20 protein-coding genes are annotated in these 20826 nt (G+C 48.2%); 7 read left to right on the forward strand and 13 right to left on the reverse strand.

Going from position 1 to position 20826, the window contains the following annotated elements:
* Positions 1–12: 12 nt before the first annotated feature.
* On the forward strand, positions 13–432 hold the full coding sequence (locus G8768_RS01795) for a thiol-disulfide oxidoreductase DCC family protein (protein WP_166852301.1): 420 nt from the start codon (positions 13–15) through the stop codon (positions 430–432).
* Between the two features lie 23 nt (positions 433–455).
* On the opposite strand, the gene G8768_RS01800 is transcribed toward G8768_RS01795, so the two are convergent.
* From G8768_RS01800 to G8768_RS01820, 5 genes are read right to left on the reverse strand one after another with little or no spacing between them, the layout of a single operon-like run.
* Positions 456–779, reverse strand: coding sequence for a DUF6482 family protein (locus G8768_RS01800; protein WP_166852298.1), 324 nt, complete (start codon positions 777–779; stop codon positions 456–458).
* A 24-nt stretch (positions 780–803) separates the two neighbouring features.
* Positions 804–1559 carry an SDR family NAD(P)-dependent oxidoreductase gene (locus G8768_RS01805; protein WP_166852295.1) on the reverse strand — a complete coding sequence of 252 codons (756 nt, stop codon included), beginning with the start codon at positions 1557–1559 and terminating at the stop codon, positions 804–806.
* Between the two features lie 34 nt (positions 1560–1593).
* Positions 1594–2841 carry an SAM-dependent methyltransferase gene (locus G8768_RS01810; RefSeq protein ID WP_166852292.1) on the reverse strand — a complete coding sequence of 416 codons (1248 nt, stop codon included), beginning with the start codon at positions 2839–2841 and terminating at the stop codon, positions 1594–1596.
* 11 nt (positions 2842–2852) lie between these two features.
* A complete protein-coding gene (locus tag G8768_RS01815; RefSeq protein WP_166852289.1) occupies positions 2853–3638 on the reverse strand; it encodes a DUF1365 domain-containing protein in 786 nt (261 codons plus the stop codon).
* A complete protein-coding gene (locus tag G8768_RS01820; RefSeq protein ID WP_166852286.1) occupies positions 3638–4969 on the reverse strand; it encodes an NAD(P)/FAD-dependent oxidoreductase in 1332 nt (443 codons plus the stop codon). The genes G8768_RS01815 and G8768_RS01820 overlap by 1 nt, the downstream gene beginning before the upstream one ends.
* Positions 4970–5109: 140 nt before the next feature.
* On the opposite strand from G8768_RS01820, the gene G8768_RS01825 reads away from it, so the two are divergent.
* The 4 genes from G8768_RS01825 to G8768_RS01840 all read left to right on the forward strand — a co-directional run bounded on the left by G8768_RS01825 (position 5110) and on the right by G8768_RS01840 (position 7701).
* Positions 5110–5664, forward strand: coding sequence for a sigma-70 family RNA polymerase sigma factor (locus G8768_RS01825; protein ID WP_166852282.1), 555 nt, complete (start codon positions 5110–5112; stop codon positions 5662–5664).
* Entirely contained in the window at positions 5661–6314 is a 654-nt protein-coding gene (locus G8768_RS01830; RefSeq protein ID WP_166852279.1) for a ChrR family anti-sigma-E factor, read from the forward strand. The genes G8768_RS01825 and G8768_RS01830 overlap by 4 nt, the downstream gene beginning before the upstream one ends.
* Positions 6315–6450: 136 nt before the next feature.
* A complete protein-coding gene (locus tag G8768_RS01835) occupies positions 6451–7407 on the forward strand; it encodes a MerR family transcriptional regulator (protein WP_166852276.1) in 957 nt (318 codons plus the stop codon).
* A gap of 33 nt (positions 7408–7440) precedes the next feature.
* On the forward strand, positions 7441–7701 hold the full coding sequence (locus G8768_RS01840; protein ID WP_166852273.1) for a DUF3081 family protein: 261 nt from the start codon (positions 7441–7443) through the stop codon (positions 7699–7701).
* Positions 7702–7712: 11 nt separating this feature from the next.
* On the opposite strand, the gene G8768_RS01845 is transcribed toward G8768_RS01840, so the two are convergent.
* From G8768_RS01845 to G8768_RS01875, 7 genes are all read right to left on the reverse strand, one after another.
* Positions 7713–9122, reverse strand: a complete 1410-nt coding sequence (locus tag G8768_RS01845; RefSeq protein ID WP_166852270.1) for a cryptochrome/photolyase family protein — start codon at positions 9120–9122, stop codon at positions 7713–7715.
* Between the two features lie 20 nt (positions 9123–9142).
* Positions 9143–10093: a YbgA family protein gene (locus G8768_RS01850; RefSeq protein ID WP_166852267.1), complete on the reverse strand. Its 951-nt coding sequence runs from the start codon at positions 10091–10093 to the stop codon at positions 9143–9145.
* 38 nt (positions 10094–10131) lie between these two features.
* A complete protein-coding gene (gene hemH / locus G8768_RS01855; RefSeq protein WP_341800957.1) occupies positions 10132–11199 on the reverse strand; it encodes a ferrochelatase in 1068 nt (355 codons plus the stop codon).
* Positions 11200–11346: 147 nt separating this feature from the next.
* Positions 11347–12507: an acyl-CoA dehydrogenase family protein gene (locus G8768_RS01860; RefSeq protein ID WP_166852265.1), complete on the reverse strand. Its 1161-nt coding sequence runs from the start codon at positions 12505–12507 to the stop codon at positions 11347–11349.
* A gap of 109 nt (positions 12508–12616) precedes the next feature.
* A complete protein-coding gene (locus G8768_RS01865) occupies positions 12617–13477 on the reverse strand; it encodes an acyl-CoA thioesterase (protein WP_166852262.1) in 861 nt (286 codons plus the stop codon).
* Positions 13478–13735: 258 nt separating this feature from the next.
* Positions 13736–14479, reverse strand: coding sequence for an SDR family NAD(P)-dependent oxidoreductase (locus G8768_RS01870; protein WP_166852259.1), 744 nt, complete (start codon positions 14477–14479; stop codon positions 13736–13738).
* Positions 14480–14617: 138 nt separating this feature from the next.
* Entirely contained in the window at positions 14618–15124 is a 507-nt protein-coding gene (locus G8768_RS01875) for a winged helix-turn-helix transcriptional regulator (RefSeq protein ID WP_166852256.1), read from the reverse strand.
* Positions 15125–15281: 157 nt separating this feature from the next.
* Between G8768_RS01875 and G8768_RS01880 the strand changes: the two genes are divergently transcribed.
* A complete protein-coding gene (locus G8768_RS01880) occupies positions 15282–17102 on the forward strand; it encodes a sulfatase-like hydrolase/transferase (RefSeq protein ID WP_166852253.1) in 1821 nt (606 codons plus the stop codon).
* A 218-nt stretch (positions 17103–17320) separates the two neighbouring features.
* Positions 17321–19906, forward strand: coding sequence for a sulfatase-like hydrolase/transferase (locus G8768_RS01885; protein ID WP_166852250.1), 2586 nt, complete (start codon positions 17321–17323; stop codon positions 19904–19906).
* Here G8768_RS01885 and G8768_RS01890 read toward each other — a convergent pair.
* The gene (locus G8768_RS01890; protein ID WP_166852245.1) at positions 19903–20820 is read right to left on the reverse strand and encodes a glycosyltransferase family 2 protein; all 918 of its coding nucleotides are present in this window, start codon (positions 20818–20820) and stop codon (positions 19903–19905) included. The two genes, G8768_RS01885 and G8768_RS01890, sit on opposite strands and share 4 nt — an antisense overlap.
* Positions 20821–20826: the final 6 nt, after the last annotated feature.

The following is a 20826-nucleotide window of genomic DNA, read 5'->3' on the forward strand; positions in this document are numbered from 1 at the left end:
GGACATGATCCTATGTTGACAGAACCCACCGCTGAACTCAACATCTTTTATGACGGCACCTGTCCATTGTGCGTTAAGGAAGTCGATATACTGAGAACGCTAAACCACGATGGGAAACTGGCGTTTCTGGACATCGAAGCGGATGGCTTTGGTGAACAGTACCCATCGATTGATTTGAATGAGGCGCGTCAGATATTGCATGGCCAAAAAGGCGATGGCTCATTTATTTATGGTCTCGACGTTAGTCATGCGGCCTGGCGCCTTGTAGAAAAAGGTTCCTGGCGAGATATCGGTTTTTCCATCACACGCTGGCCACTGATTCGACCCATTGCAAATTTTGCTTATATTCTGTTTGCCAAAAATCGCTACCGCATTTCTTTCCTGTTTACCGGGAAATCGCGTTGTGAGAACGGAAACTGCAAAATCAATTAAGTGTTTTAGAATACGTAAACCACTTACCTTCCATGGATGTTACAGAGACCGGCCCAATCCATGGGCACTTCCAAGGCCTTGACCTTTTCACCTTCCGTCAAGCCAATCATTTCATCATAGGCACTGCTGTGTACCATAGTGGCTTTTGAAAAAGGAATACCTTTTAATTTCTCAACCAACAAACCAACACTTGCTGCTTTAATGCTTCGCTGTTTTTCGTCGAGCAATACGCACTCGAAATCATCCACCAACACATACGCTTGATACAAACAACTGTTGATGGACAAAACCCGAAGCTGGAGATTCTTAGTGCATTGGTTTAGTTGGGAAAGTGTTATCTTTTGCATACAGCCCCCTCCAGTAAGTAAGTTCTAGTGTTTTACAAATCTTCTTAACAATCTGAAATACAGGCCATACGGCAAGGAACGCAGGAACCCCATAAACTGGGCAAACACAAAAGGAAAACGAATTTCAAACCCACTGTTATTGAGCCCTTTGACGATTCGTCTGGCCGCCCATTCTGCGGTGACGATCTGGGGCATGGGAAATTCATTTTTATCCGTCAATGGAGTTTCCACAAAGCCCGGGTTAATCACTTTGATATCAATATTGTGCTCATGAAGCTCTGTATACAGCGACTCAACAAGATGAATCAGGGCTGATTTGCTAGCGCCATAGCCAGCCGAGTTAGGCAAGCCGCGATAGGCTGCCAAAGAGGCTACCACGGCAATTTGCCCGCCCTCCTGCTTCAAAAGAGTCTTGATACCAACCTCCAGACAATTGGCGGTGCCAAACACATTCAATTCAAACAATTCGCGTAGTGACTGGCAATTAAACTCGGACGCAGGGGCCGGTTGATAGGTACCAGCATTTAAAATAACACTGTCGATTTTCCCATCCGCTCGAATTTCCTCGCAGACACGCTGCACTTCATCGGATTGACAAATATCCAGGGCCTTAGGAATCAATAGGCCAGGATAGCCTTCTCTTTCGGCTTCTTGCTTTAGTTCCTGCAGGGCCAATTCATTTCTGGCCGACACATAAATGCGCCGCCTTTCTTTTGCTAATTCAAGAGCCAGTGCCCGACCAATGCCCTGGCTGGCACCTGTTAACCACACTGATTCCATCGCCAAGCCTCTCTAAACAGTGATTTAATTTTTCCTACACGGACTCTGGTTTTTTCAATTCAAACAGACGCACATCCACTGACTTATAATTGAATCCAGCTTCGCAATAACACAAATAGTATTCCCACATACGTTTGAAACGCGCATCAAAGCCCTGGGCCTGGAGTTCCGGCCAGGCTCGCTGGAAAGACAAACGCCACAGCTCCAGAGTTTTCGCGTAGTCTGTGCCGAACTCTTTCTCGGAATGCAGTTCCAAACCTGAAGATTCAGCCAATTCACGCACTTTACTTGGGCTCGGCAACATGCCACCGGGAAAAATGTACTTCTGGATAAAGTCCGTATTTTTACGATAATGCTCAAAGCGATCTTCATTAATGCAGATCACCTGCAATACCGCACTGGCGCCGGGTTTGAGCTTTTCCCTAAGTACCTCAAAGTATCCCGGCCAATGTTCTTCGCCAACGGCTTCAAACATCTCAATACTGACAATGGCATCATATTGGCCGTCGAGATCTCTATAATCCTTCAATTCCAAACGCGTTCGGTCGGATTCTCTCAAGCGGGACATTCTTTCTTTTGCCCATTGGAGTTGTTCCTTTGACAGAGTGACGCCATGCAGCTCTGTACCCAGTACCGACATCACTTCTTCCGCAAAACCACCCCAGCCACAACCAATTTCAAGAATTCGATCATGGGGTCGAATATTGGCCATGCGAATCACTTCACGATATTTGTTCACTTGTGCTTCGCGCAAGGAGATATTTTGACTGTCATACAGGGCCGAGGAATAACTCATGGAACTGTCCAGCCACAGGCGATAAAAATCATTCCCAAGATCGTAGTGGTATTCGATATTTCTCTTACTGCCTTCGCGACTGTTAGCGTTTCTGAGGTGTACGATGCGGTTAAGCAGTTTGCTCCACAAACTGCCTGAAAACCCTTTTTCAATGTTGTCCAGATTTGCCATGGCCCAATTACAGACATCAATCAAACTGTCGGTCTCCCAATGACCCTTTAGGTAGGCTTCCGACCAGCCCAACACCCCAGAACCCAAAGCAGCTCCCAGCGCTTTAATACTCACAATGCGAATTTTGGCAAGCGGTATTCCAGGTTTAATTACCCCAAGGGTAACGGCTGAAGATGCTTTGTTCCCAAAACTGATCTCGAAACGGCTCAAACCCAGTGACTCAAGATGCCTGATCAGGTATCGCTGCCAACTATTCAACATGGGGTAGCTTTGAGGCTGCTTGGCAATATCATTCTGTAAATAGGAACCGGACATTTCACTCACCATTATTTATTTGATTTGATACGGCCCATGCTCACTGCAGGCCCGGATTGAGTTTGAAAGCGATACCACGGCGCGGATCGCAGGAAGAGCTTCAATGCATGCCAGTGTATTGCCAGAATAACCTTGACGTTATTGAAGATGGATTGTCTGAAAAAACGGTGGAGAGATCGTTTTTCGATTGTTTCAAAACGACCTCCCCACATTGCACTGAAAGCACGATCATCCCGATTTGAAAAGTGGATGACTAATTTGAATTTTTCCTCAGAAAGCGAGAATTTAAAACTGTACTCACCATCCAACGTGGAAAACGGAGACACATACATTTTTTTGTCAGCCGTATGCCAGGGCAGTCTATCGGTGTTTTGCTCACCCTCCGGGAGATGAACGATATAATGATGTTTCTCGCCCCGCGTGTTTCGAACCTCATAGACAATCGTATAAATCTCTTCAGCCTCATCGAGACACAACCAAACACTGAGAGGATTAAACACATAACCCAGAATTCTGGGGCTGCACAGAAGCATGACCTTATTGGGATTTGGAAGCCCTTTATTGCTGAGCAAATCGTTTATAAATTCCCGCACACTCTGACTTTCTTCACGGCCATAGTCCTTGTCATAGAAAGCCATGGCCGCAGACACGTTTCTGTTAAACATGCGGGACAGACTGCAGCAGTGATCCAGCTCGTCGATATCCAGTAACATGCAGTTGTGCGCCTGTTTCAAAGTATAAGGCACGGGCCGAAAACGCTGATGACTGACACTGCCGTAGACTAACTTGCTGTTCATCAGGCTGCCTCAATGGAGGCAGAGGTTTTGCGCCAGGAATCTGGCAACGGAATACGCGCATTCCATTTCGCCCCATCATCAGACCATGGACGCGATAAGCCCCCCAAAGCTTCGGCCACAATCAAACCTGATTGCAAACCGTCTTCATGAAAACCATGACCACACCAGGCACCACAAAACCAAGTATTGTTATGGCCTTGTATATTCCACAACTCAGTCTGAGCCTGCTTGGTGTCATTGTTGAACATCGGGTGATCGTAGAGAAAGCTGGCGTGAATTTTATCTTCATCGGGCATTTCAAGCGGATTCAGGCTGACAATCATCGCTTCCGGGCATTCCAAATGCTGCAGCTTATTCATCCAATAACTGACCGAAACTTCGGAAGCACCATCCGATAAATAATTCCAGGCGGCCCAAGCCGATTTACTCTTTGGCATCAAGCTTTCATCGCTGTGCAAAATTGCGCGATTGCGTTGATACTGGAACAGCCTCAATAGCCGGCTTTCTTCCTCACTGGCATCATTGAGCAACTTCAGGCTTTGATCAGGGTGACAAGCCATCACCAGTTCATCATAGTCCTCTCGGTTACCTTGCCAGTCTTCGATCAATACTCGGCCACCCAATCTGCGTACAGATTTCACCGCTCGATTGCACAGCAGTTCGCCCTGGTATTCATCGATGATGCGCTTCACGTATTCGCGACTGCCACCAACAACGGAATGCCATTGCGGACGATTCGCCAATTGCAGCAGCCCGTGATTGCGGCAGAACTCAATAAAACTGCTGGCCGAGTATTCCAGCATTTTGTCCATCGGAGTCGACCAGATAGCGGCTCCCATCGGCAACAGGTGGTTATAGATGAAAGACCGACTGAGCTTCTGCTGTTCCAGCAGTTCACCCAGGCTTATGTCATTGGGAACCGATTGTTCCTCGTCACTCATTCGGCGGTAGAAACGAATAATATCGACCAACATGCGCCAAAACTCGGGACGTAAGCTATTCGCACTTTGTGCAAAAATGCCACTGAGACCTTCGCCACCGGCGTATTCCATCTGATGGTTGCTAACCGAGAAAGACATCGAACAGGCTTGGGTTTTGACGCCTAAATGGTCAAACAAAGCCATCAGGTTGGGATAGTTCCGTTCGTTATAGACAATAAAGCCGGTGTCTACGGGCAATTTCCCAATGCTGCTGTCCACTTCCACAGTATTACTGTGGCCGCCGAGACGGTCATCTTTTTCGTACAGGCTGACCTGATAACGCTGTGACAATAACCACGCGCAAGACAAACCGGTGATACCTGAACCAATAACTGCAATTTTTTTAGACATTTTCTTAGACAATACTTATCGTTTGCTATACATAGTCATACGCTGCCCTTGCATGAGTAGATCAGTTCATATTTAGTTATTTTTCTTGTGATCTGAATGCTGATCGCCCTCGTATAGAGAACATGCAAACGGGAAATTCGATGAGTGAAGCCCAAGTAGAGTCAGTAGTGGAAACTGATTGGAATCAAAGTCTGGAGCTAATTGCGACAACAGGCGATAAGCGCTTGTTTATGCGCTTTTACGACCATTTTTCCCCGCGCCTGCGCTCCTGGTTATTGAAGCTCTGCGCCGATGCCACGCTGGCGGAAGAACTCAGCCAGGAGGCATTTTTACAAGCTTGGCGCAAAGCGGCCAGTTACGAGCGCAGCAAGGCCAGTGCCTCAACCTGGTTGTTCACCATCGCCAGAAACCTGTTTATCGACTTCAAACGTCGACAAAAAGTTGAGCAAAAGCATTTGCAAAGCCTGGAAGGCGAAGAAGTTCAAATGGATAACTTCAATTTGGATTCCAATATCGTGAAAGAAGCCATTGCCAAACTGCCCCATCGACAAGCCCAGGTTATTTATCAGTCTTATTTCCTCGGGCGCAGTCATAGTGAGATTGCCGAGATCATGGGGCTCCCCCTGGGCAGCATTAAGTCCAGTATTCGCTTGGCCTTTCAAAAACTCTGTAAAGATTTAGATGTAGCATCATGAATATCAATCATCATCCAGACGACGCCACCTTACTGAGTTATGCAGCCGGCAGCCTACCTGAGTCTTTCGATGTCTTAGTTGCCTGCCATTTGCAGCATTGCGCCCATTGCCATGAGAAAGTTTTTCAGGCCGAGGCGCTTGCCGGGCAGCTACTGAACGCCCAGGCGACGGCAGTACCTCAGCAGAATGACTCGGCCAGGGACGACTTTTTCAGGAAACTGGAAATGGAGTCTGCACCAACGCCGCAGCCTGAGCTGATCGACCCGCGCCAGGAAACCATGCCCGATGCTATCCAGAAAATTCTATCGGGACAGGGCGACGACTTGCCATGGAAGTGCCTCGTTCCTGGTATGCACAGCATTAGCCTGGATTCCATGGATGGTGGTCTCAAACTGCTGCGTATTGCGCCCGGTCGTAATCTACCCATGCACAGCCACCAGGGCAGCGAACTGACCATGGTTCTGCAAGGGGCATTTCAGGATGAACTGGGTTGTTTCTACCCTGGAGATGTGGCCGATTTGAACCACGAAGTCGAACATCAGCCGATTACCATCGGCAATGAAGCCTGTATCTGCCTGGTGGCTATGGATGCCCCTCTGCAATTCAAAGGTCTTGTGCCAAAACTGCTACAACCCTTTATCGGCTTTTGACACAAGCCTCTACGTTTTGTCTAAATATTTTAGACAAAACATGAAAATAAATAGCTTTGTACAGAAAATTTTGAGCATTCATAGACTGATTTTGCTATATCTATAGTCAGACTTTAGACGCGGATAGGAAATGGCTATGAATCAACTCGCTGAATTTGGAATTGCTACCGTATCTCGACAAACCGGCATCAGTGCACACCGCTTGCGCGCCTGGGAACGACGCCACCCAAGCCTGCTGGTCGGACGCACCGAAACCGGTCGACGTCGCTACTCCGAGCAGGACATCTTCCGCCTGCGAACCATCAAACAATTGATCGACGATGGCTACAAGATCGGCGAACTGGCCACCTTGAGCCAGGATGAGCTGTCCGGCCTCTGCAGTCAGGAGGCCCTGGAACCTTCCCTGGACTCTGCCAGCAAAGCCCAGACCGGCAATGGCAAGCTGCGCCTGCTCACCTGTGGGGAAGCCATTCCCTCGGCACTGATCAACAAGCTCGACAATAATCAAAACGTCGACCTCTGTGCCCGTCTGCGCAGCTTTGCTCAAATTGCTGAAGCGATTGAAAACGGTCACTATGATATTGCGGTATTGCAGATTGAAACTTTGAACGCCACCGTGTTGCACAGCCTGCGTGAGCTTCATCACAGCCAGAGAATCGAATCGGTATTTATCGTATTCCACTACGGCCTGCGCGAGTTGGTTGAAGAACTTCGAGGCTATGGCTTCAAACTCTGGCGAGCCCCTCTGAACACTGCGGAGCTGTACCAAGCCATCAGTCAGCTGGCGAGTCTGGAAGAAGAATCAGAGCATGAAATCGACAGCTCAGGCATGGCGCCAGTGCATATTTTTAACCCTTCACAGCTCAACAAGCTGAGTAATGTCAGCACAGCTATCGACTGCGAATGCCCGAAACATATCGCCGAACTCATTCAATCGCTGTGCGCGTTTGAGAGCTACAGCCAGCAATGTGAAAACCGCGACACCGAAGACGCGATACTACACCGTCGCATATACTTGCAGACGGCGCACGCACGTCACACCATGGAAAAAATGCTTCAGCAGGTTATTGAAGCGGAAAACATTCAGATTTAGATTTCTTTTGAAAATTGGTCATGAGAAACCGCTATGAGCAGCCCACAGGATAGAAGACGGATTCTCTTGGCCGCGGGCCTGATACAGGCCCATGGACATCAACAAGACGGCGTATACCACCTGGATCAGGTGCAACTCGACAAAGGTCCAGACGGCTACCAAATTTGCCTGCACTACAATGGAGTGAATCTGAACCTTGGTTTTCATCACACCCTCAATAGTGACGCAGCAAACCGCCGAGAACTTGAAGCCTTCTACGATCGCTTGGATAGGATCATTAAAAACTACTCCTAATCCTCGTCGATTCAACTATCTACTTTGAAGAAATCCAGGGCGAGCTGCCGCGCCTCTTTATAATCGATAATTGGATCCGGGTAATGACACGCCAGGCGTTGTTCCTGGCTGGGCCAGTGAATGGACTTGCTGTCTAAATCGGCAAGCTCTGGCAGAAAGCGTTTGATAAAGTCTCCGGACTCATCAAACTTCTGGGACTGTGTTGTTGGATTAAAGATTCGGAACCACGGTGAGGCATCACAGCCTGTTGATGAACTCCACTGCCAGCCTCCATTGTTAGAAGGGAAATCACCATCCACCAGATGCTGCATAAAAAAGCGTTCTCCGTCGCGCCAATCAAGACAAAGCAGTTTGCAATAAAAGCTCGCCACCAGCATCCGTAAACGATTGTGCATCCAGCCGGTTCGAAGTAACTGTTGCATGGCAGCATCGATGATTGGAAATCCTGTCTGGCCCGTTTCCCAAGCCCGTTTGGCGTCTTCATTAGTGAGCCAGCCTCTCGACAGGGGCTCCTGTTTAAAGTTTTCACCTCGACTTATGTGTTCAAAGTTCAACATGAGATAGCGATAAAAGTCCCGCCAGGCAAGCTCTCTTGCCCAAACGTGGTTCAGACAATCCTCATGATGAAACCCCTGCTTAACGCAGACTTCAAACAGCGTATGCAAACAGCGACGCGCACTTAACAAACCGATGGCCAAATACGGTGACAAGGTACTGGTACCGGCAATGGATGGATAATCTCGCTTTGCCTGATAATGTTCGGCTTTTTGCTCACAGAACCGCTGCAATTGATCGAGCGCTTTGTTTTCCTCGCCAGACCATAAATCCTCTCGAAAGACTTCCGCGCCAGGAACGGTTATAGGTTCAAGAATATCCACCGCTTTTGCGGGCGCTTTGGGGCTGGGCAAAACCTCCGGAAGACCATTACTGAGCACTGACAGCCAGTTTTTATACCAGGGTGTAAACACTCGATAGACAGCGCCCTGCTTACTGAGCAAGGGGGCATGGATAATTCGATCATCCGAATACGGTTGAACAGTAATGCCATGATTTCCCAACAATTCAGCAACGGCTTCATCTCGATGCTTTTCATTTAAAGGAATTTCGCGATTGAAATACACACCATTCGCCTGGTGACTTTGGCAATAATCCAACAACACTTTGGGAACATCGTCAAAAAGCGCAACGTCCAACAACTCAAGTGTGATCCCCAAATCTGCAAGCGTTTTCTGCAAGGACTGCAATGCAGACTGAAGGATTCCCAACTTACGGGGAGACTCATCATGCAAGCGCCACTGCTCCGGGCAGGCGATAAAAACGGCGCGTACAGTATCGCCCTTTTCCATGGCATATTGGCAGGCATGAAAAAGAGCTGGGTTATCATCCAGACGAAGATCATTTCGAAACCAAACAAGCTGCATAGTCAGAACATACCTTAAACTTAAAGCCCATTACGCAAACCGAGTTCCCCCGGGTACGGATCAAAGTAGCTCTGGGCATTAATATAATCACCACCAAATCTTGGGGTGTAGTGTTTCAATAACGTCATGGGTGCAATCAAGGGCACTTCGCCCTTGCGATAGCTTTTAATCACCGAAACAAGATCCTGACGCGATTGGCTATCCACACGCTTTTTAAGAAAACCGAGAATATGCATCATAACATTACAGTGCCCGGCTTTTGACGCCGGCTTGGCAAGAATCGTCATAAAACGAGACTCGTATTCTTGAGCCGCATCAGCTAACGCCCCCTGCTCAAGATCGGCCAGAAACCTTCCCAGAGCGACGGTTTGCTCATAATTGTGTGCCTGCAAAATAAACTTGTGTCGGCTGTGAAATTTCATCATTTCACCAATGCTCAAATTGGCCAGGACCTTGCTCCGCCACTCATGATAGCAAAACACTCTCAAGACAAAGTTTTCATAGAGGTATTTGTCGTGCAGGCGACCTTCTTCTTCGATGGGCAGGTTGGGATACGCTTTGCGCAGCTGCTCAGTGAATAAACCGTCACGTTTTTTCATATGCGGATGACCATTGTCTTGGTACACCTTTATTCTCTCCATGCCGCAGCTGGGAGAATTCTTCATCAAAATGTAACCGTAGATGTCCTGCATTCGAGGCATTACTTCCTGGCTGACCGCAATTAACCGGGCGCTGACATCAACACTATGATCATCGCTGTAACTGAGACGAGGTTTGTCCGGATCACCTGTCAGACGCATGGTTGGGCGAGGTACCGAAAAACCGGCTGCCACTTCCGGGCAAAAGGTTTTGTACTCAAAATACTCACTTAGAGTTTTAAGGCACAAGCTCGACTGGCAGTGACCGCCGTTATATCGAACTTCCTGTCCCACCAAGCAAGCACTAATACCAATCTGTATTTTCTGTTGCATGACATTTCTCCAGTTTTATTCAAGCCAAAGTTCCTACTCTACGCAACGACCACAGCCATTGTGTTCTGCGATTTTCTACGTTCTGAAAATCCGTTTTCCTGCACCAGGGCAGCTAGGAAATTGATGTGTTCCGCTTCCTGATTCAGACAGGGAATGTAGCGATAGCTTTCTCCCCCGGCATGTAAAAAAGTGTCCCGGTTCTCCACCGCAATTTCTTCCAGGGTTTCGAGACAATCCGCCGAAAAGCCCGGGCAGATAACCGCCACATCTTTTGTGCCTTCTTCCGGCAATTGCTCCAGCCGAATATCGGTATAAGGTTGCAGCCACTCCTGCTTTCCGAATCGGGATTGAAAACAGCTTTCGTATTGCTCCCCACTCAAGCCCAAAGCTTCGGCGAGCAAGCGAGATGTTTTCATACAGAAACAGTAGTAAGGATCCCCTTTTTCCAGATACGACTTGGGTGTTCCATGGTAAGAAATGATCAACTTTTGTGGCTGGCCATTTTTTTCAAAATCCTTCAACAGCGATGCTTTCAGCGCAGCGATATAAAAAGGATGATCATGATAACCATTGATGAATCTCAGACTGGGCACCCAGCGTTGTTTTCTGAGCTCTTTACTCAGGGCATCAAAGGCCGAAGCCGTGGTGGCACCACAATACTGTGGGTACAAGGGGAGCACGATTACTTGATCACTGAACTGCTTTCGAATCTCGGCCAACTCATCGGAAAAAGAAGGCTTACCGTAATTCATGGCCAGATGCACCTGGTACTGCCCTGCCCCGAAGTGCGCATCCAGACGGTCTTGCAAAGCCGACTGCTGCTGCCGGGAAATCTTCAATAACGGAGAACCGTTCTCTGTCCAGATTTGTTTATAGAGTTTGGCAGAGGCCCTGGGGCGAAAAGGTAAAATAAACAGGCGTAAGATCACCCACCAGAGCAGGCGCGGGACTTCAACAACACGTGGATCGCTGAGAAACTGCTTCAGATAAGGACGCAGAGCACTGGCTGTTGGCGCCTCGGGTGTTCCCAGATTGCACAACAATACCGCGATGGGTGCTTGCGCTGCTTTCTGATGAGGGTTTGCGGTCTCTGCCAAGTAGGCCACGGGGCTGTACTCCAATCAATGATCTGACTGAAATAATTGTACAGAGCCTCGATTCTGGCAATGAATCTCGTCGAATGAACAGATTTTGTCTAATTAAATAGAGCTCTAATTAGACAAAAGTCTGTCAAAAATGAGATTTTAGGCGCCTCAGTCCAATAAGCTGCGGTAGTTATCAGAGAAAACATCCCGCCCAATGATCAACTTCATAATCTCCGAACTGCCCGCCAGAATCCGGTTAATGCGTGCATCGGTGAACATATTGCAAATGGGGTATTCCTTCATATAACCCGCGCCGCCGTGAAGCTGCACGCCCAGATCCAGCATGCGACCCTCGATTTCTGTGGCCTGCAACTTCGCTTTCGCGGCCATATTTACGGTTAATTCGCCTTTATTGTGCAGGGTGACACAGGTATCTACATAGGCTTGCATGATGTCGATCTCGGCGTCCATTTCAGCCATGGTGAACTGGGTGTTCTGCATATGAGACAAAGGCTTGCCAAACACCTTGCGCTCCATCACAAACTGGCGAGTCAAATCAAAGGCACGGCGAGCATTGGCAGTTGAACCAACCGCTGCAATCAGTCGCTCCTCAGCCAAGCCTTTCATCAAGTAAAAGAAACCGTGGCCATGTTCGCCAAGCACATTGTCTTTGGGAATACGCACATTATTGAAAAACAGCTCAGCGGTGTCCTGGGCTTTCATGCCCATCTTGTCGAGGTTTCGCCCCCGCTCAAAACCTTCCATGCCACGCTCAACCACCACAAGCGTCATGGCGTGCGGGTTATTATCCGGATCAGCCTTGGCCGCAACGATGACAAGATCGGCATTGATTCCGTTTGAGATATACGTCTTCGAGCCATTCAGAATGAAATCGTCGCCATCGGGCTTGAGCGTACTTCGCATGCCGGCCAGATCACTGCCGGCATCAGGTTCAGTCATCGCTATCGCGAGAATTTTTTCACCACGCACGCAGGGAGGCAGAAAGCGTTTTTTCTGTTCGTCATTACCGAAGTGATCAAGATAGGGGCCAACCAAGCGACTGTGCAGGGTCGCAAACCATTCACCGGTTCCGGCTCGGGCGTTTTCTTCAATGATGATCTGCTCGTAACGAAAATCTCGGTCGCCCATACCACCGTATTCTTCGTCGGGCCAAATCATCAGGAAGCCCTGCTCACCGGCTTTTAAAAAGGCTTCGCGATCGACAATTTCCTGCTCGCGCCAACGCTCCATATGGGGCGCGATTTCCTGTTCCAGAAATTTGCGATAGGCCTCGCGAAACATGGTTTGTTCTTCGGTAAAGCTTCTCATGATGACTCTCCTCTTTTGCAACATCATATGATGTTGCCGATAGCCGTCACCATGGCCAAGTTTATCAAGCGAGAGACGAAAACTCTCAAATCGAACTCAAATCCGGGCGCTAGTCCCGGACGCGGATCAGTCCTTCCTGGGCTGTTGACGCAACGAGACGGCCATCGTGACTGTAAAAACTGCCACGGTTAAAGGCTCGGCTGCCGCCACTCTTGGGGCTGTCCAAATGATAATAAAGCCACTCATCGACTCTCACCGGCTGGTGAAACCACATGGAATGATCGAGGCTGGCGCCCTGAATTTTTTCCATAAGGCCGCGAACGCGATGGGGTCTGAGACCCGTGGTCATCAATTTATAATCGGAGATATAGGTCAACAAGGTGCGATGCACATTGAGGTCATCCGATAATTTGCCATTAAAACGAAACCAAAAGCCGTGCTCGGGCTCGGCTGGCTCCGGATCGATAGGGTGCTGGGGTTGGGTGGAACGGATATCCACCATACTCAGGGGAAAAATAAACGGTGCGCTTTTATCGCTGTACTGAGCATAAATACGCTCATTACGCGCCTGATCACTTTCCAGATCCTCAGGCATCGGCGTACCCTCGGGCAGATCCATTTGATGTTCAAGGCCTTTTTCAACTTTCTGAAAAGAAATGGAACAGTTAAAAATCGCTGCACCATTTTGCTTGGCGACAACACGACGGGTATTGAAACTGCCACCATCGCGAATCGGATCAACATCAAAAATAATTGGGCGCTTGGCATCGCCGGGGCGCAGAAAATAGGCATGCATAGAATGCGGCTGTCGCTCACTGTCGATGGTACGAGCAGCGGCATTGATCGCCTGGGCGAGAACCTGCCCACCATAAACTCGAGGCAGGGCCAGAGGAAGAGAATTGCCACGGAATAAAAATGTATCCAGCTGCTCGACTTCCAGGGTATCGAGCAATTGATTGAGTTTGTACATCGGGGATATCAGACCTGTTCACATTACTATGGGCATCGCTTCAGATACAGCGCCGTCGCATAAGCCTTATGAAAGTCTTGGTGCTTTCTGTACTTTTGGCGCTTTCTATACGGATGTGTATTTTTATAACGACAGCTACTGTAGAGCGACGAAGCTCACTTTACTGAGCCTCGAAGAAAAGAACAACATACAATCGACCAAGAAAAGGGCCTGATTGACTCAGCCAGGGCCTTGCAGCCGAATTTGATAGCCGCTCCGTTACCAGGTTTCCACCCAGGGGCGCAGGTCCATCTCAAAGGTCCAGGCATCTCGTGGCTGGCGATGCAGTTGAACATAAGCCTCGGCAATAGACTCGGGTTTGACGATATCATCGTCATGTCGATCGGATTTGTGCACCAGAAAATTCTCGCGTATCCAGGCCGTATCCACCGCCGCATCAATTACCACATGAGCAACATGGATATTTTGCGGGGCCAGCTCGCGAGCCATACTCTGAGCCAAGGCACGCAGCCCGTGCTTGGCGCTGGCAAAAGCAGCGAAGCCGGCAGCGCCTCGAACACTGGCCGTGGCTCCCGTAAAAATGATGCTGCCTTTACCTCGGGGAAGGAGGGTTTTAGCGGCTTCGCGCCCGGTCAAAAATCCCGCAAAGCAGGCCATTTCCCAGATTTTGGAAAATTTACGGCTGCTGGTATCCAGAATCTTCATGGGTACATTGGCCCCCACATTGAAGACGACCACTGACAGTGGGCCCACTTCGGATTCGATGCGAGCAAACAATTCTACTATCGCTTCTTCATCGCGAGCATCCACTGACCAACCATGAGCTTCACCCCCTGCCGCCTCGATCTCTTCCACGAGGCCCTGCAGGCGATCACCATTGCGGCGCACGGCAACAATCACATACCCTTCTTGGGAGAAACGTCGGGCAATCGCGCTGCCAATAGCATCCCCCGCTCCGACCACCAAGGCCACTTCCCGTTTTTCAGTCGTTTTCTCAGCCATGCTCTTCACCTCGCTCTGCCCAGCTAATGCCCAGACATCATCTGCCACTTATATGATGGAGGCATAATCATCAAACAAAGGGTTCCATTTTGCAACCATCAATGGAGGAGTATGCCGAATGCGGAAGTTTGGCTATGTTTATCGAGACGTCTTCAGCGCGCGGATGCCGGGGCGCAGCTCGTCCAGATCCAGATCAGACAAAGCCGGGCCGGCTACAGGTTTCATATCCTGGGGACGAATAGGCTCTTTGCAATCCGGACAGAAATAGGTGGGTTTAATGCGCTGGCCACAGGATTTGTGCACATATTCAATCGGCGCACCTTTCTCGCCGGCCATCCAGCGGTCACCCCACTGAACCAGAGCCAACATAATGGGGTATAGATCCAGACCTTTTTCGGTCAGCAGGTATTCGTAACGAGGCGGTTTTTCCTGGTACAGGACTTTCTCAAACACCCCCTGCTCAACCAGTTTATTCAAGCGATCAGACAAACGATGCTTGGTCAGGCCTATATCAGACTGGAAATCCGAGAAACGACGGGCTTTGAGAAATGCACTGCGGATAATCAGCAAACTCCAACGATCGCCCACCACCGACAGGGCTCGGGATACCGAACAAGTCTCATTGCCAATGTCGCTCCAGCGCATGATATGTACCTTTTATGACCGTGAAAGGGATTATAGGGCGATGAGAACAGGCTGGCAAAACCACATATAACTCATTTGAGTACTTGATATATGTTTCATATGTATGACAATTGCTTAACCACTGATTACGCAAGGATTATTCGCGGATTTCTCCTTAATGCCCAGCTTTATATTGATTACCTCTGTACTCCTGTTTGTTATAGCCCTCGGACTCAGCATCCGATTTACGCTCAATAAGAAAACTCGAATTGCCTGCTTTTTGCTCGCCATGCTGTGGGTGATATTAAGCTGCACGTTTTTTGTGGCGGACTACTTCAGCGGAAACGGCATCGATGAGGCCACCGTTTACCATATGCAATATGGCCTTGGCGGGGCCGGTTTCGGTGAATACAGCCGCCTGATCCTTGTCAGTTCTCTGGGTTTGGCGGCGATCGTGGGCTTGCTCATCTATGCCTTCTTTTTTGGTCGAAAGCCTGAAGCCTCCAAAACCGTTGTTACCCTGATGCCCGCCAGTTTATTCGCAGCGCTATTGTGCAATCCCGCCAGCCTGGATTTGTACCGCGTCTCCGGCCTGGATACCGCCCCGGCGGCATCGGATTTTCACCAGTATTATCAGAAGCCTGAACTTTCAGCGAGCCGCAATCATACAAAGAACATTGTCTATATTTACGCCGAAAGCCTCGAGCAAAACTATTTTGATGAAACGCTTTTTCCTGATTTGATGCCGAAACTCAAAGCCCTGAGTGCCGAATCCTCTTTATTCACCAATATCCACCAGGTCTATGGCACGGGCTGGACAATTGCCGGAATCGCTGCCAGCCAATGTGGCATTTCACTGGTCACGCCTTCTCACGGAAATTCTATGTCCGGAATGCCGGAATTTTTACCTGGAGCGACTTGCCTGGGTGATTTGCTCAGCAAGGAAGGCTACCAACTCAACTTTATGGGTGGCGCTCAACTGAAGTTTGCCGGTAAGGGAAAGTTCTTGAAAAACCACGGTTTCAGCACCATCAAAGGCTTGAATCACTTTAAGAAAGACGAAACCATCAGTAAGAACACATCAGCCTGGGGCCTTTATGATGACCAGCTACTGACTCTGGTCAGGGAAGAATTCCAACAATTGCAAGACCAAAACAAACCTTTTGGTCTGTTTGCACTCACCCTGGACACCCACCATCCCAAAGGGCATATATCCAAAAGCTGTCGCGATATGCGCTATCGGGATGGCAGCAACGCAATGCTGAACGCCGTCCATTGTACCGACGCACTGCTGTCTGACTTCATCGAGTCCATCCGGGCTCTCGATAAAGATAAGAACACCGTCATTGTCTTAGCCTCTGATCATCTGGCTCTCAAAAATCTGGCTTGGGATACACTCAAGCAGAAACCCAGGAAAAACTTCCTGATGATTATTGATCCTGAGCAAAAAGGGCAAATAATTAACACCGAGGGCTCACCGCTCGATATCGCTCCCACTCTTCTGTCTGCGGTAGGTTATGAAGCGAATATGGGTTTGGGAAAAAATCTTTTTGATACAAAACTGAAAACCGCGCAAAGCCTCAATAAAAAATTACCAAGCTGGCGTGATGACTTCCTTGAGTTTTGGGAATTTCCACAACTGTATGGGCACGCCACCATTGATTTGCCAGGGGGACACATTTCCTTTGCCAATCGAGACTTAAAAATACCGGTGTTGATTGAGGTGAAGCCCAATCTTAGAACCATCGCGAGATTTCAATTCGACCGTTCAGCCGGACACCAATCTTTTGTAGACCATATATCGGAAATACCGCCCGGTTCTCACTTCCTATGGATTGACAGCTGCAAGAATATGCCATCATCGAGTGAAAAGGCTCCTAAAGGCTCATTTTGTTTGAGCGGTGGCAAACCCGGAAAAATAAATACGGTTAAAACCCTCAGCCCGAAAGAACGCCTTTCTATCAAAGAACTTCGGAATTTAATGGGCATGAAGTCATAGGAACTACTCACGCCCGACACCGGGCCGTAGATCAAATACCGAGGTTTATACGTGGTAACTCAGAAAAATAATTGTGCCCAAGCTATTTCAGATTTTAAAAACTTCGTCATAGTAAAGCACATAGTTATTCGAATAGACTTCAATTAACGGAAGTACCCTGCTGCAAATGGGAACGGCATGCCTTGCAACAAGCGCGAGGCCACTCTTTGGAAAAACTGATGAAACCTAGCTATAGCACCACCTTTATCGCCCTGATATTGGGCTTTGTCTGTTCCTATTATTACTTGCATCAGGAACGCCCGATCAAATATGAATTCATTGTAGAACACCAGGAAGGGCAAGGCCCTGCACAATTCTTCTGCCGATCTGGCGCGGTATACAGCGGGCAATACCATGTAGTATTTCCCTATAGTAAGGAGACTTCCGTCGGTCATAATCTTTACAAGTACTACGGAAAAATTCCTTGCGCCGGCAAACCCGACAAACTGCGCTTCGACTTTACCGCCGGACCGGGCAAGGTGATCGTTAAAAGCGTTAAAATAAGAACCTTTCGCTGGATAGATATTGATCTGGAAACCATTAACACAGAGCACTTGCAAGCCCTGAATGCCATTAAGTCCTTAACGTTAAGCGAACAGGGTTTGGAGTTAGAAGCCTCCGCGAATGACCCCCATGTGCAAATACTCAATAACATACAAAGCTTTCGGGAAGTGGACATGGCCTCCTATGGGCTTGCCATCTTCTTCTTTTCTTTGATCAGTTATATCTTATTGAGACTGTTAATTTCCGTATGGGTACTGTTTGCCAATACAGCAATGAGCATCGAGTCTATTCGATATCGTCTGGGAGAGTACGCCGACAATTTCGTCAAAGCACTGGGTAAAAACAGCATTACTGTCGTCAAGCGATCATCGGAATTCAACTACATAATTATTTTCAGTAGCTTCCTGATCGCCAGCGCCGCCAATGTGTTATTTATTAAACACATATACCAAAGTTATTCCCACGGTGCCCTTTCCGCCTTCTTTGCCGCAGAATTCAGAGTAATTGCGCTTCTATTGCTGAGCGTTATCGTATGCAGCCTGACTAAGCACTACAAACGTTTGCACACACTCCTGCTGACCCTTGTACTGTTGTCTTCTATTGCCTATCTTGCTGACGCACTGCTATACCGAATCAATGGCATGCACATTTCCCACGGTATCGGCATGCTTCTGGATGGTGGCGTGGGTAATTTCTTCAGAAACCTGAAGTTCACCAAGCTGACCAGCATTGAATTGATTATCTATCCGCTGCTCCTGCTTGCGGCCATTATCGGAACCTATTTGATCAGTCTACTGAGTGTTAACTACACCCGATCAAAACCCATCAATATTAAAAATGGCATGATGTTGATCGCCTGTCTGGCCATTCTTGCAGGGCTGCTTGTCGAACAGAAATACAGCGATCAAATTAAATCCTCCAAACTCTTTTCCGTAGAACAACAAGAGCTACCGTTATACCCCAAATTTCATGAAGCCAAATCTTATCTTTTTTCATTGGAAATCAAGGTAAAAAATGATCAATCTCGTTGGACAACTACAGAGAAAGTAGAAGCCGCTAAAAAACGTGACATCTATCTGTTCATTTTAGAATCCGTTCGACATGATGTAACCAATCAAACGGTGACGCCTAATTTGGAGAAACTGCGGCAAGATGCAATTGAGTACAGCTCTTCCATTTCGGATGGCAATGCCACTCATTATGGCTGGTACTCCATTGTAAACTCCCAATTCCCCTTACATTGGGAGTCCTACAGGAACACCCGGAATGTACTCGGCTCGGGCGCCTTGCAACTCTTTAAAAACGCCGGCTATACCATCAATGTACACAGCGCTAAAGATCTGAATTATCTCGATTCAAAGCGAATTATGTTCGGTGAACAGGAAAAGGTTTATGACTATCTAACACCGGTTTCATCTCTTTCGGCACCGGAAAGGGACATTCGTGTCACCGAAGACCTGAAATCTGCCATTGCTCAAAAGCAAGCAGATCAACCTACCTTGAACATTATCTTTTACGATTCAACACACTATCCCTATACCTGGCCGGAAAACTTCCCGGACAAGTTTCAGCCTTATGCCGGAAAGCCAGTGTCGGCGATATCGCTGAATACCGCACGGGATTTTTCTATCAATAATCGTAAGATGATCGTCAATCGGTACAAGAACTCGATCCACTTTACTGATCATTTGCTTGGCCAAGTGATCAGTGCTTTAAAAGCCCATGGTCAATATAAAGATTCCATCGTGGTTGCCGTTGGCGATCACGGCCAACAGTTTATGGAACACAATTTCCTGATGCACGGAAAATCCTTGTTTGCAGAAGATCTGAGCATCCCTTTAATCCTGAAGGTTCCTCAACAAGATCCAGGCAAGCGCCCGGGTGTTGCTTCGCAGATTGATATTATGCCGACACTGCTTGATGCGGTTGGTTTAAATAAATACACACCTTTCGTCAGCGATGGCACCTCCCTGCTGGATCCGACCTTAAGACATGGTTTTGCCATCAGTGCCGCTGCGGGGATACAGAACACCCCTTTCAATATGATATTGGAAACTCCTGAAGGTAAACTGCTGTTCGATCTGGAAAAGCGATCTCCACTAAACTCGCGCAAGATTTTTATTAAAGGCTTGTACACCAAGGATGACAAAGAGTTTGTTCCTGGAAACGGTAATCTGGAGGACTATCGCAGTTATATAAGCAAACACTACCTGGAACACCTTGGTCAGGCGCACTTTTTCCAGCTGACACAAACGATTTAAAGATCCGCTACGGGCTTACCGCGAATCGCCAGGGAAATGTAATGCCACAACGCTCTTCGGTCCTTACTCAGCAAAAGCTGAAGAGCGGTCTTGATGATAAAACGCAAAAAATCCCTAACCTTCCAGGCGCTGGGGGCGTAATTCTGTCGATATAGATCCAAACGATTTCTTGTCGTGTAGTAACTGCGTTTGGGCTTATGCTGTTTTAAGCCCAAGGCTCTGAACAGGGGGTTTGTCTGCTCTTCACCAATGGAATGCCTAAGCTGCGCGCCATCGCAGCCCAGTACCGACATATTTCTGGACAACGCCCTAAAGCACCATTCCAGATCAATGTTGTCGATAAAGTATTCTTCTTTCATCAGGCCTACTTTGTGAATGCTGGAAAGCGGAATGTAGCTGCCCGATGTGATCACAAAATCGCTGTAATACACCCCCGGTACATCCGCCAGTTCCTCATCATTTTTATTGAAAGGCCATTTGAATTGCTTAAACCGAGTGGCTTTTTGGGTATCCGGGTGTATTAATCTGGGACCAATAAGCGCGCAATCCAGCTGAGTATTTGCCTTAACCGCTTCATAACAGGCATCCATATTCCCGACGAAATCACCCACGGGCACACTATCCTGATCAAACAGCAAAACGGCTTTGTAGGTATTTTCCCGGGCGCATTGAATGCCCAGATTCAATGCGGCAGCCAAACCAATGTTGGCTTCCTGGGGCATAAAGAAAGCAAGCCTGGAATCAAACTGCTCTTTGAGCTGGTCGGAATTACTCGAGCCGTTATCCACCAGGCAAACATCACTTTGCTCAGCCAATAAGGCAATCAGCTTTTCGAGTTCGACGAGATCGGGGTTGTAGCTGACGATGACCGACAGCAACTTCTCTTCAGCAGCAAGCTCTGGTGAAACACTCATCAACCC

The organism is Pseudoteredinibacter isoporae (assembly GCF_011602085.1).
GTDB classification, from domain to species: Bacteria; Pseudomonadota; Gammaproteobacteria; order Pseudomonadales; family Cellvibrionaceae; genus Pseudoteredinibacter; species Pseudoteredinibacter isoporae.